The sequence below is a fragment of the Streptococcus orisasini genome (assembly GCF_001431045.1).
Classification (GTDB): Bacteria; Bacillota; Bacilli; order Lactobacillales; family Streptococcaceae; genus Streptococcus; species Streptococcus orisasini.
This window is the reverse complement of sequence record NZ_BCLE01000003.1, coordinates 26,580-39,045: the sequence shown is the minus strand read 5'-3', so window position 1 is coordinate 39,045 and position 12,466 is coordinate 26,580. Positions and strand designations below refer to the sequence as shown.

At 40.0% G+C, this 12,466-nt stretch carries 10 protein-coding genes; 7 read left to right on the top strand and 3 right to left on the bottom strand.

Annotated features, from left to right (window positions below; translation table 11 throughout):
• Positions 1 to 367 precede the first annotated feature (367 nt).
• From SCSH_RS00400 to sufB, 4 genes are all read left to right on the top strand, one after another.
• Entirely contained in the window at positions 368 to 829 is a 462-nt protein-coding gene (locus SCSH_RS00400) for a PTS sugar transporter subunit IIA (protein WP_057489932.1), read from the top strand.
• Between the two features lies 1 nt (position 830).
• The gene (locus tag SCSH_RS00395; RefSeq protein ID WP_057489931.1) at positions 831 to 1,136 is read left to right on the top strand and encodes a PTS sugar transporter subunit IIB; all 306 of its coding nucleotides are present in this window, start codon (positions 831 to 833) and stop codon (positions 1,134 to 1,136) included.
• Between the two features lie 145 nt (positions 1,137 to 1,281).
• The gene (locus SCSH_RS00390; protein ID WP_057489930.1) at positions 1,282 to 2,733 is read left to right on the top strand and encodes a PTS galactitol transporter subunit IIC; all 1,452 of its coding nucleotides are present in this window, start codon (positions 1,282 to 1,284) and stop codon (positions 2,731 to 2,733) included.
• A gap of 140 nt (positions 2,734 to 2,873) precedes the next feature.
• A complete protein-coding gene (gene sufB, locus SCSH_RS00385; protein ID WP_057489929.1) occupies positions 2,874 to 4,103 on the top strand; it encodes a Fe-S cluster assembly protein SufB in 1,230 nt (409 codons plus the stop codon).
• A gap of 158 nt (positions 4,104 to 4,261) precedes the next feature.
• Here the strand turns inward: sufB and SCSH_RS00380 are convergent, their stop codons facing one another.
• Complete coding sequence (locus SCSH_RS00380) at positions 4,262 to 6,550, bottom strand: Xaa-Pro dipeptidyl-peptidase (protein WP_057489928.1); 2,289 nt, start codon at positions 6,548 to 6,550, stop codon at positions 4,262 to 4,264.
• Positions 6,551 to 6,663: 113 nt separating this feature from the next.
• Here SCSH_RS00380 and gla point away from each other — a divergent pair, with 113 nt between their 5' ends.
• The 3 genes from gla to SCSH_RS00365 all read left to right on the top strand — a co-directional run bounded on the left by gla (position 6,664) and on the right by SCSH_RS00365 (position 9,476).
• Entirely contained in the window at positions 6,664 to 7,533 is an 870-nt protein-coding gene (gla, locus tag SCSH_RS00375) for an aquaglyceroporin Gla (RefSeq protein ID WP_057489927.1), read from the top strand.
• Positions 7,534 to 7,794: 261 nt separating this feature from the next.
• A complete protein-coding gene (locus tag SCSH_RS00370; protein ID WP_057489926.1) occupies positions 7,795 to 8,547 on the top strand; it encodes a CppA family protein in 753 nt (250 codons plus the stop codon).
• A gap of 2 nt (positions 8,548 to 8,549) precedes the next feature.
• Positions 8,550 to 9,476, top strand: a complete 927-nt coding sequence (locus tag SCSH_RS00365; RefSeq protein ID WP_057489925.1) for a serine hydrolase domain-containing protein — start codon at positions 8,550 to 8,552, stop codon at positions 9,474 to 9,476.
• 115 nt (positions 9,477 to 9,591) lie between these two features.
• Here SCSH_RS00365 and SCSH_RS00360 read toward each other — a convergent pair whose 3' ends face one another.
• Together SCSH_RS00360 and pflB are read right to left on the bottom strand one after the other, a co-directional pair.
• The gene (locus SCSH_RS00360) at positions 9,592 to 10,029 is read right to left on the bottom strand and encodes a GNAT family N-acetyltransferase (RefSeq protein ID WP_057489924.1); all 438 of its coding nucleotides are present in this window, start codon (positions 10,027 to 10,029) and stop codon (positions 9,592 to 9,594) included.
• 84 nt (positions 10,030 to 10,113) lie between these two features.
• Complete coding sequence (gene pflB / locus SCSH_RS00355) at positions 10,114 to 12,447, bottom strand: formate C-acetyltransferase (RefSeq protein ID WP_057489923.1); 2,334 nt, start codon at positions 12,445 to 12,447, stop codon at positions 10,114 to 10,116.
• Between the last annotated feature and the right edge of the window lie 19 nt (positions 12,448 to 12,466).

Genomic DNA, 12,466 nt, shown 5'->3' with positions numbered 1-12,466 from the left:
CAACTTCTTGTTGTTGAGTTGGAAATAAATGTGAGTAAATATTTATTGAACGATGTTTAAATCTAAAGAAAATACAGTTCTTTTCAGTAGAGATAACAAGATAGGTTTATTATATCATTTTTTATATTGAATTCAAAACCATCTCTGATGAATTTTAGCTTTGAATTCTACCAGTTTCTTAAACTGAATTTAAATATTAAAAAAACATTTAAATTATGAAAAAATAAGCAAAAAACTGTTGACAAGTGATTTGATAAGGAATATAATCAAAAATGTAAACGATAACAAACAAAAAAGAACAACATTTTAAAACATTTTTAAACAATCTGCTGTTCTCACTTTGTAATTCAAAAAGAAAGGAGACAAAGTGTTTCGCAACATTTTATTAACAAAAGCAGAATCACAGAAAGCTTTGTTTGAAACAGTAGCCGACAAACTAAAATCAGAAGGCTATGTCACACAAGGATACTGTGAGGCGCTGAAGGAAAGGGAAAAGGAGTTTCCCACAGGATTGAAAATTGACTTAGGCGATGGCTCTGATATCTTGTATGCTGCTATTCCGCATACTGAGGTTGAGTATTGCTTGAGAACTCAAGTCGTTTACGTCAGAAATGAGTCTCGTCTAAACTTTAAACACATGATTAATCCTGAAGAGGAGTGTCAGGTCAGTGATTTCTTTTTTATCATCAACAACCGAAATGATGGTCAAACAGAAGTTCTTTCTCAATTGATGGATTTCTTTGTTACCAAAGGGAACTTGCCGCATCTGCAGGAATTAACTGATGAAGATGCTATTGAAAATTATTTAAAAGCAAAAGGAGTATTTTAACATGATTAAGATTTTAGCTGCCTGTGGTGCAGGCGTAAATTCAAGCCATCAAATTAAAGATGCTATTGAAAATCAGCTTGGGGAACGTGGCTATGATGTTCACTGTGATGCGGTTATGGTTAAGGACATCACTGAGGAAATGGTAAGTAAATATGATATTTTCACTCCGATTGCTAAAACGGATTTAGGCTTTACCTTACCGATTCCAGTTGTTGAAGCAGGACCGATTCTTTATCGGATTCCAGCTATGAGCGAGCCTGTATTTACAGAATTAGAACGCGTTATCAAGGAGAATCATCTTGCCTAAGATGGTTCTCTGTTTTAAAGAGCAGTCAATACTTGATACAAGTCAAAGCATTTATCAATGTTTTAAGTAAGCAGGTGGACAGTGTTCATTTTGACTGACAAATAGGATTGATTAGACAAAGAGAAGATTGAAGGAGTAAGTAGACATGCAGGGATTTCTTGATATAGTAAATCATATTTTCACCCCGATTATTCAAATGGGGTCTGGTGTTGTCATGCTGATTGTTATAACTGTTTTATCTATGGCTTTCGGTGTAAAATTTTCGAGAGCTTTAGAAGGGGGTATTAAACTTGCCATTGCCTTGACAGGGATTGGTGCTATTATTAACATTTTGACAAGTTCTTTTTCGGAATCGCTGCAAGATTTTGTTAAGCATACAGGCATTAGTTTGAATATTATTGATGTCGGTTGGGCTCCCTTGGCAACTATCACCTGGGGGTCGCCTTATACACTGTATTTCTTGCTGGTCATGCTGATTGTCAATATTGCCATGATCGTGCTAAATAAAACAAACACCCTCGATGTTGACATTTTTGATATTTGGCATCTATCCATTACAGGTCTGCTGATTATGTGGTATGCTAATCAAAACCATCTTCCAGCTGCTTTGTCTGTAGTGATTGCGACTCTTGCCATCATTTTAGTTGGGGTTTTAAAGATTATCAACTCAGATCTGATGAAACCGACCTTTGACGACTTGTTAGGTGCAGGATCAAACTCACCAATGACTTCCACGCATATGAACTATATGATGAATCCTATTATTATGGTTCTTGACAAGATTTTTGATAAATTTTTCCCAGGCCTCAATAAGTATGACTTTGATGCTGCCAAATTAAATAAGGCTATCGGCTTTTGGGGTTCGAAATTCTTTATTGGTATGCTGCTGGGATTTGTCATTGGCATCATGGGTGACCCGCATGTCAGTATTGAGTCTGTTAAAAATTGGTTCAGCTTAGGATTTACAGCTGGAGCCTGCTTAGAACTGTTCTCTTTAATTGGTTCTTGGTTTATTGCAGCTGTAGAACCTCTTTCTCAAGGAATTACTAATTTTGCCAATAAAAAAATGGCAGGCCGTCGCTTCAATATTGGACTTGACTGGCCTTTTATCGCCGGACGTGCAGAAATTTGGGCTTGTGCCAATATTCTTGCTCCCATCATGCTTTTAGAAGCTGTACTTTTATCAAAAGTTGGTAACGGAATTCTTCCTCTTGCAGGAATTATTGCAATGGGAGTTACGCCTGCGCTTTTAGTGGTCACGCGCGGCCGCTTGATTCGGATGATTATCTTTGGTACACTTCTTCTTCCTTTATTCCTTCTTTCTGGAACAATGATTGCACCGTTTGCTACTGAACTGGCTAAGAAAGTTGGAGCGTTTCCGGCTGGTGCTTCTGCCGGTTCGATGATTACGCATTCCACTCTAGAAGGCCCTATGGAAAAAATCTTTGGTTATGTGATTGGTCAGGCAACAACAGGACAGATTGCAGCCCTTATAACACTAGTTATTTTCACTGCTGTTTACCTTGCTCTGTTTGCTTGGTATGCAAAAGAAATGAAAAAGCGCAACCTTGCTTATCAAGCAAGTACAGATAAATAAAGAATTGCTTCAGCTCAATCAGTTTTCTGACTAGGCTGAAGCTTTTTTCTTATCATTGTATTTTTCATGGGATAGGGATATCAGGAAGCTTTCAATTTAACAGAAATTTTAGTATATTAGTATATTAAGAAGGTGAAGTAATGTCTGAAACAAGTACACAAGTAACTCCTAAGCCTATTGAATTAGGTGATTATAAATTTGGCTTTCATGATGATATCGAGCCTATTATTTCAACTGGAAAAGGTGCGACGGAAGCTGCCGTACGTGAACTTTCCCGAGCTAAGGGAGAGCCCGAATGGATGCTTGATTTTCGTCTTAAGGCTCTTGAGACCTTTCATAAAATGCCTATGCCGGATTGGGGACCGGATCTTTCTGAGCTTGATTTTGATGAAATTATTTATTATCAAAAGGCTTCAAAGCAGGCGGAATATCCTGATTTGTTTAAGAAGTATTTTGCGAAATTGGTGACGCCAGGAGACAATAAACTGTCAGCACTAAATGCTGCTTTTTGGTCAGGCGGTACCTTTATCTATGTTCCTAAAGGTGTCAAATGTGATATTCCTTTACAGACCTATTTTCGGATGAACCATGAAGAGACTGGGCAGTTTGAACGGACCTTGATTATTGTTGATGAGGGAGCCAGCGTCCATTATGTTGAAGGCTGTACGGCACCCATTTATTCTACTGCCAGTCTGCATGCTGCTATTGTTGAAGTTTATGCTCTGGAAGGTTCTTACATGCGCTATTCAACCATTCAAAATTGGTCGGATAATGTCTATAATTTGGTGACTAAGCGAGCCAAAGCTGATAGGAATGCCACAGTCGAATGGATTGATGGCAATTTAGGTTCCCATACGACGATGAAGTATCCGTCTGTTATTTTGGATGGAGAAGGTGCGCGTGGAACCATGCTGTCAATTGCTTTTGCTAATGGCAAACAAGTTCAGGATACTGGCGGCAAGATGATTCACAATGCTCCTCACACCAGCTCTTCAATTGTTTCCAAATCCATCTCCAAAGGAGGTGGAGAAGTTAATTATCGAGGTCAGGTGACCTTCGGCAGAAATTCTCAGAAATCTGTTAGTCACATTGAGTGTGATACTATTATTATGGATGAACTTTCTCGGTCTGATACCGTTCCTTTCAATGAAATTCACAATTCTCAGGTGGCCTTGGAGCATGAAGCCAAGGTGTCAAAAATTTCTGAAGAGCAGCTCTATTATTTAATGAGCCGCGGTTTGACAGAAAGTCAGGCTACCGAAATGATTGTCATGGGCTTTGTTGAACCCTTCACCAAGGAGCTGCCAATGGAATATGCGATTGAACTCAACCGCCTGATTTCTTATGAAATGGAAGGCTCTGTCGGCTGATAGTCTTCAAAAACTATAGACTGTTGCCTTCACTTTGCCGTGCTCAGTACAGCCTGCAGGAATCCTAAATTTTATTAACTGTAAAAGCGGTGAAGCAGTTGTCGGTTAAAAACCGATTGTTGCTTCACCGCTTTTGTCTGTTTGCAGTTTGAAAATATTTACTTTGAAAGTGGCGTATGCGGAATGTCCAGCGATGACTCGGCTAAGTCCACCGTCAGAGCGTAGTTGCTGTTGTCACGAATAGTATGTTCAAAGTCAGTGGTATAAAGAATGACCCTGAGCGTATCTCCTTTTTTGAGCTGGTAAATACTGGCTTGCAGCTTAAACTGCACAGTCATCCATTCTCTGGGGGTGATGTCCTCGATTTTTAACAGGTCTGTGCGGTTTTGTAAATTTAAAATGCCTTTAGTGATAACCCGGTAAGGTGTTTTCTTGTAGGGCAGTTCACGGAGAGCTTCAAGAGAGAAGTTCTGGCCATTATCGATGCTGTTAAGTTCGATAACACTTGGAGAATCAGCAAAACGTTTTTTCTGACCGAAATCTAAGACTTGGGCTGAGAGAATTCCCTTGTTGCTACTGGATTTGAATCTGGCATTTAAGGTGATTTGGCCGTTGATAAGGAGGTCTTCCTCAATCGGCAGATCAACAACAATTTCATTAGTCTTTTTAGTGAAAAGATCAGTTTTAAAGCAGTGATAGTCCTTGCTGTAACGTTTAAATTCAGCAGCAGGATAATGGTTGTCAATTAGCTGTTTACCCTGTCCCAAAGGAAAATGAGCTGTCTCTTGACTGCCAAAGTCTGTTAAATTCTGCCAGGTGTAGGGCTGTGAATTATTTTGCCAAATGATAGTTGGCAGCTGAAAATGATTAGAATAGCCCAGTAATTCCTTAGTCAAAAGGGCATTCATGCTTTCACGGAAATCAATAGACTGCCAATTGTGCATGTAGACATGCTCGCCATGGTGCAAAAAGGCATGCTTTTCTACATGAGAAGGCAAAGCATTTAAAATATCATAGACGTGATTGGGCTTGACATTCCAGTCCTGCAGGCCGTGTGTATACACCACATGTGCCTTGACTTTGTGCGCATAAGGTAAATAATTGCGATCCTGCCAAAATTGATTGTAGTCGCCGCTGGTACGGTCTATTTGTTGGGACTGTTCCTTGAGCATCTCTTGGTAATGGGCATTGTTTCTCAAATAATCACCGGCTGTTAAATTGCGCGAATAGGTCAGCTCGGTGAGCACATCCAAATCTTCGCCTGGATAACCGCCAGGACTACAGACTAGTCCATTTTCCCGGTAATAGCCATACCAGGAGGAAATGGCGGATTCTGCAATAATAACCTTAAGGCCGTCAACTCCTGTTGTCGCCAAGCCAGTAGACATGGTACCTAGATAAGATTTTCCACTTGTAGCAACCAGTCCGTTTGTCCAGTCGGCAGTCACCAGCCTATCACGATTGTGGTTGGTATAAGCAGCTGCTCTGCCATTTAACCAATCAATGACAGCTTTGAAAGATTCAATTTGAGCATAGTCGCCGCTGGTCATGAAGCCATCGGAGTCTTTGGTGCCGACACCGGACACGTAAATATTGGCAAAGCCGCGAGCCAGAAAATAATCATTGAGAGTATAGCTGCTAATGTGAGAGAAGCTCTCTTGAGCTGGACTTGTCGGCAGGTCAGGAAGGTTTGTTTCAAGCGGCTGAAAATCGTGTTGACTAACCTTGATAGACCCTGCCTGTTTGACAGTCAGCTCACCTTCCATTTGATGCAGCTTTTGGTCGGATTTCTTTTCATTTATACCTTGATGATAGGGGCTGGCGGTCATGATAACAGGAAGCCGTTCCTTGGTTTTAGGGCGGATAATATTGACCTTAATAAGGTCTAATTTCCCATCCTTATCTGTATCAATCGGTGCCTCAACATAAACAATTTCGCGAATCACATCAGCCGTATCAAAGGTTGCTAAGCTTTTGCCGTTAAAATAATGGTAACTATTGTCAGCTGAAAGAAAACTTTGGCTGACTAAGCGGTCAATGAGGGTCATGCCGTTTTTGGTGCGGGTTGCCAGCAGCTGATAGAGATTCAGCAGAAAACCATCAGAATCAAAAGTCAGCGGAAAATGGATTTCTTTGACAAAAGACTTGCTGTCTGTGAAATCAACATAGGGAACAAACTCTAAAAGCTGCAGAGCTATCATATAGAAAATATGATCTGTCAGTTCTTGAGAAGACTGCAGAAAAGCAGCAAAATCTGTCTCACTGTCTGTAATTAAGCTTTTAAAAACATAATTCTTATCTGGATTTTGGAAATAAAGGCAGCTAACAAACTGGGCTAAGTTTTCCTTATTTGTTTTATGTCGATCTATACCAAATCCAAGTTCTTGTAGTTCTTTTTCTGCTTGAGCGCTCGATGTCTGAATGTAACTGTATTGATTGTATTTCATAAGAACCTTTCAAAGTAAGCGTTTTTTATTTTCCGATAGGCTTTACATTATCTATTATACTTGATAAAATGGTACATGTCTAAAAAATTTTAATTCGGAGGAATACGAGACAAATGGATGTTACATGGACTGTGAAATATCTCACAGAATTTATTGGTACAGCTCTGCTTATTATTTTGGGGAATGGTGCCGTTGCAAATGTTGAATTAAAAGGAACAAAAGGTTATAAAAGCGGATGGGTCATCATCACTTTAGGATATGGTTTTGGTGTAATGCTACCTGCTTTGATGTTTGGCAATGTATCTGGTAACCATATCAACCCAGCTTTCACGCTAGGCTTAGCTGTTTCAGATCTTTTCCCATGGAAACAAGTTCTTCCTTATATCTTAGCTCAGTTTTTAGGAGCTATCTTTGGTCAATTGGTTGTTGTAGCAACCCATGCACCATACTACAGACAAACTGAAAATGCTAATGCTATTTTAGGAACTTTCTCAACAACATCAGCTGTTGATGATGATACAGATGCAACTAAGAAAGCATCGCTGATTAACGGTTTTCTCAATGAGTTTGCCGGTTCATTTGTCCTTTTCTTCGGAGCACTCGCTCTTACTAAAAACTATTTTGGCGGTGAGATTGTTCAGCAGTTAAATTCAATGGGAACAGATGTCGCTTCATCTTCCTTTAAATTTTCTCAAGTTGGTTTGACAGTTGGTGCTAATATCAATTCTGGTTTATCTGTTGCTCACTTAGCTTTAGGCTTCCTTGTGATGGCTCTTGTAGCAGCTTTAGGAGGACCTACAGGTCCTGCCCTTAACCCTGCACGTGACTTAGGTCCGCGTCTCCTTCACCATTTCTTACCAAAATCAGTTCTTGGTGAATCAAAAGGTGATTCAAAATGGTGGTATTCATGGGTGCCAGTTATCGCACCAATCCTTGCTGCTGTTGCAGGTGTAGCTTTGTTTAAATACTTATATCTGAAATAATTACTAAAGAAGCAGTTCAAAATCAATCTTTCATTAGAAACTGATTTTGAACTGCTTTTTCTACGTCCTTAAACAGAATTTCAATGAATATCAAAAACAAGTGTAAAAAGCAATATGGCAGGATTTAGCTTAATGAACAGACAACAGTTAATTTAGTGCTTATTGTCCTATGGTGGAAGAAAATTGTTTGATGGAGCATATAAATTCTTGTCAAATGGTCATATTTTGTCTAAAATGGAAATGTTAAGGGAGGATAGGGCAATGAGCTTATTTGAACAAATGGATTTTCATTCGCCGGTTTTACGGATTAATGACCGCGGCAAAAATATTGACTTTTATCAAAAGACCTTGGGTTTTAAATTATTTTCTGAGGAAAACACGCTGGCTATTTTTACAGATTGGTCTCAGTCTGGCAGCCATTTTATTATTGAAGAATCACCTGATTCTAGAATGGTTAAGGGCTTGAAAAAACTTCAAAAAATGGTTATCAAGGCGGACAAGGCAGATGAAATTGCTGCTTTGTTGGCAAACGGGGCTGAAGCGAGCAAGATTTTTAAAGGAGCAAATGGCTATGCTTTTGAAGCGCTATCGCCTGAAAATGATCTTTTTCTAATCCATGCTGAAGATGATTTGTCTACATTAAAAGAAGTAGAGCATGCGGACGTTCAGCCACGGGAAGATTTTAAAGGTCTGTCTGCTTATCAGGTAGAAAAGGTCGTTTTAAATGTGCCTGATAAAGGCAAATCACAGGGATTTTATCAGGAAGTCTTCCAAAATCAATTTCCGCTGTCTGTGGATTTTGTTGAGGCACAGGGAGAAGACTTGATGATCGAACCTCATGTCGCATGGGATCTTGAAATCTTAGAAGTTCGGATGCCTGTATCTTATGATTTGGCAGCTTTAAAAGATTATCTTGAAGAAAAGGGACAAAACGTCTATCTAGATAAAAAGGAAACTGTTCTGGTTCTTTCAGAACCTAGTCAAATTGAAATTTGGTTTCGTAAACTGCCATGACTATGAGTGAGCAAAAGATAATCGCAAAAATTCAGGATCAAATCAGTCAACGCATCTATTTAGGAGCTAGCCTAGCGCTCTATAGCGGTGAATGGCAGGAGTTTTATTTGGGAGAAACAGCTCTCACAGAAAAAACAAAGCCAGATCTCATCTACGATTTAGCCAGTGTTTCTAAGGTTGTTGGCGTAGGGACACTTTGTATTTTCATGATAAATGATGGCGTCTTAGAATTGGATCAGTCCCTGCAGTTTTACTACCCTGCTTTTCATGATAAGTCCGTTACACTGCGTCAGCTTCTGACACATACTAGTGGCATTGATCCTTATATTCCTAATCGTAACAGTTTATCAGCAGCTGAGCTGAAAGATGCTATCAACCACATCACGGTGACTGCCGACAAGTCTTTTAAATATACAGATATTAATTTTATTTTGCTTGGTTTTATGCTGGAAGAGCTGACTGGTCAGTCTTTAGAGAGTCTTTTTGATCAGGAAATTTTTACAGCTTGGAATATGAGTCAAACAACGTTTGGTCCGGTTCCCTCAGCTGTTCCGACAGTCAGAGGAATTCCAGCAGGAAGAGTTCACGATCCCAAGGCTCAGGTTTTAGGAGTCCATACGGGATCAGCTGGCTTATTTTCAACGCTTAAAGACTTGGAAATTTTTGTTAACCACTATTTGTCAGATGCATTTGCTAAAGACTTAAGTCAAAATTATTCTTTAGCTGCTAAAAAACGTAGCTTAGCCTGGGATTTGGAAGACGACTGGCTTTTGCATACTGGCTATACAGGGACTTTTGTTCTTATTAATATTGCCAAACAACGCGCAGCTATTTTTCTAAGCAACCGAACCTACGAAAAAGATGAGCGTGCCCAATGGATATTGGATCGCAATGAGCTGATAGCCTTGATCCAGCAAGAATTAGATTAATAAGCAAACAAAAAAGCAGATCCTTTGACCTGCTTTTAAGAATTAGCTAAAAGAGCTTGAAACTGCTCTGCTGATGGACATTTAGGCAGAGAGTTGTTTCAAGCTCTTTTGATTTTTATAGAAATTTTTCAACAGTGATATGTTCAATACCGGCCTCTAAAAATTGCTCACCTACTGGTGTATAGCCATTTTTAGCATAGAAGTTATAGGCGCTTATCTGTGCATGAAGGGTAACCTTTCTAAAGCCTTGCTCTTTAGCAAAATTTTCTGCTGCTTGCAGAATCTTACACCCTAAGCCCAACCCTTGGTGGGTATCAAGAACAGCCATCCGCTGTAGAGTCACAAAATCTTTTTGCTTGTTGGGCAGAAGCCGGCAGGTCGCAAGGGGGCTGTCATCATCATCATAAAGGACGAAATGAATACAGTGGGCCTCATTTTTATCGATTTCGATAGAAAGAGGAACTCCCTGTCCTTGAACAAAGATTGTGTTTCTGATTTTAACGGCATCAAGATAGACAGTTGATAAAGTATCGCGTGTTTGTTTTATTTTCATAGGCGTTATTGCTGGTTTTTATAGTAATCACTAAAAACGAGCTTGAGACATACTGTCCCAAACTCGTCTGCTAGCTTTTAAAGATTAAGCTTTTTGACCTGAAATAGCTTCAGCAGCATCGTCCATTGAAAGAACTTCGTGGAAGACACGTTGTGTCAATTCAGTCTTTTGTTCTGGTGTTAGGTATTTAGTGTTTACACAGTAACCAGAGATACGAACGATAACATCTTCACCACTCATAATCTTGTCATAAACATCTTTAAGGCTCATAACGTTCAAGTTAACGTGTTGACCACCGTTTTCGAAGTAACCATCAAGAATTGTTACCAAGTTGTCAACTTGTTCGTCAAATGTTTTACCAAGTGCTTTAGGTGAAACTTGTGTTGTCAGTGAGATACCATCAGCAGCATAAGCGAAGTCAAGGCTTGCAAGTGAATTAAGGTTTTGCAGCCATCCACCGCGAGCTTTGTTAGATGGGTTAGCACCTGGTGAGAAGAATTCAAGTTTAGACAGGTTCACGCTGCCATCTTCGTTGAGGTAAACACCTTTGTGAACTGGAGAGTTACCAGTTTGTTTAGAGTAAGCAACGTTTGAAGTGATGGTAAGAAGTGATACAGTAGCTTCTGCGTTCTTGTAGAGCTTGTGACGGCGAAGGCGAGTAGTATAAGCTTCGATCAACCATTCAGCCAATTCGTTTGAACGAGGGTCATCTTCACCCCAACGTGGGTATTCACCAGTTGTTTCGTAGTCATAGATATAACCATCTTCGTCACGGATAGGTTTAACAGTTGCGTACTTAATAGCTGACAAAGTATCAACAGTATTTGCGAAACCACAGATACCGAATCCCATGTTAGCGCGTTGTTTAGTCGGTAAGAAGGCCATTTGAACAGCTTCGTAGTTGTACTTATCAGTCATGTAGTGAATGATGTTAAGAGCATCTACATAAGTGTCAGTCAACCAGTCAAGAGATTTTTCAAAGTTATCTTTAACAGTATCAAAGTCAAGAACTTCATCACGGACAGGTTCGATGTCAAATACCTTATAGTCTTTATGAACATCATCGTAACCACCGTTCAGACCTGTAAGAAGGGCTTTAAGGACGTTTACACGAGCACCGAAGTATTGGATGTTGTGACGTTGTTCTTCATTTTCTGGGTCAAGCGGTGATACACAGCATGAGATACATGACATTTCACCGTAGCCATCCTTAGCCATTGTTGTTACACCTTCGTATTGGATTGAAGAGTGTTTGTGGCTCATTACCATACAGTAGCGGCGGAATGAATAAGGTAATTTGTCAGTCCAAAGAACAGTCAAGTTTGGTTCTGGAGCGTTACCGATATTGTCAAGAGTGTTCAAGAAACGGTAGTCCATCTTAGTTACACGGTGACGGCCATCGGCACCCATACCAGCCATAGAAGTTGTGATGAAGGTTGGGTCACCTGAATAAAGTTCGTCATAAGCTTTAGTACGTGCAAACTTAACTGTACGAAGTTTCATAACGAAGTCATCGACAAATTCTTGAATTTCACTTTCAGTGAATGTTCCGCGAGCAAGGTCACGTTCTGCAAAGATATCAAGAACGATTGGCACACGTCCAAGAGAAGTAGCAGCACCATTGATGACACGGCAGACAGCCATGAATGCGATGTTAACCCATTGGATAGCTTCTTTAACGTTCATAGCAGGTTTGCGAACGTCAACACCATAAAGATCACCCAATTTAACAACTTCACCAAGTGCTTGGTATTGCATGTTAACTTCTTCGCGAAGACGGATAGATTCTTCATCAATTTCAGTGATAGCATTCCAGTCGTTAACTTTTTCTTGCATCAAGTAGTCAGCACCGTAAAGGGCAAGACGTGCATAAACACCGATGATACGTCCACGTGAATAAGCGTCTGGCAGACCAGTTACAGTGTGAGCGTGACGGGCACGACGGATGTTAGAAGTGTAAGCACGGAAAATACCATCGTTAACAGTTGTAACATATTTAGTAAAGATTTCGTGAACAGCTGGGTCTGGTTCATAACCGTGTTCTTTCAGAGCTGTTTCAGCCATACGGATACCACCTTTTGGCATGAAGTTCAATTTGAACAGCTCATCGTTTTGGATACCGTAGATTAATTCATCATCTTTTGAAATGTAGCCGGCAGGGATGTCAGCAATTGATGTTGGACGAGTATCCATTGGGAAGCGGCCAGCTTCTTCATATTTAGCCTTAGTTTCTTCTACAATCTTTTTGATTTTCAAAGAACGTTCAGTTGGTCCTGCCAAGAAGCTTTCGTCACCATCATAAGGTGTGTAGTTAGCTTGTACAAAGCGGGCAATACTGGCTTTTTCTTTCCAATCAGTTCCTTTAAAGCCTTCCCAAGCTTTTTCAAAAACGTCAGTGTTAGTTTTAACAGTTGCCATAGTGAAATAACCTCTTTTT

Coding starts and splice junctions, on each gene's coding strand:
- SCSH_RS00395 (WP_057489931.1), top strand. CDS start 831: ATGATTAAGATTTTAGCTGCCTGTGGTGCAGGCGTAAATTCAAGCCAT.
- SCSH_RS00390 (WP_057489930.1), top strand. CDS start 1,282: ATGCAGGGATTTCTTGATATAGTAAATCATATTTTCACCCCGATTATT.
- sufB (WP_057489929.1), top strand. CDS start 2,874: ATGTCTGAAACAAGTACACAAGTAACTCCTAAGCCTATTGAATTAGGT.
- SCSH_RS00380 (WP_057489928.1), bottom strand. CDS start 6,550: ATGAAATACAATCAATACAGTTACATTCAGACATCGAGCGCTCAAGCA.
- gla (WP_057489927.1), top strand. CDS start 6,664: ATGGATGTTACATGGACTGTGAAATATCTCACAGAATTTATTGGTACA.
- SCSH_RS00370 (WP_057489926.1), top strand. CDS start 7,795: ATGAGCTTATTTGAACAAATGGATTTTCATTCGCCGGTTTTACGGATT.
- SCSH_RS00365 (WP_057489925.1), top strand. CDS start 8,550: ATGAGTGAGCAAAAGATAATCGCAAAAATTCAGGATCAAATCAGTCAA.
- SCSH_RS00360 (WP_057489924.1), bottom strand. CDS start 10,029: ATGAAAATAAAACAAACACGCGATACTTTATCAACTGTCTATCTTGAT.
- pflB (WP_057489923.1), bottom strand. CDS start 12,447: ATGGCAACTGTTAAAACTAACACTGACGTTTTTGAAAAAGCTTGGGAA.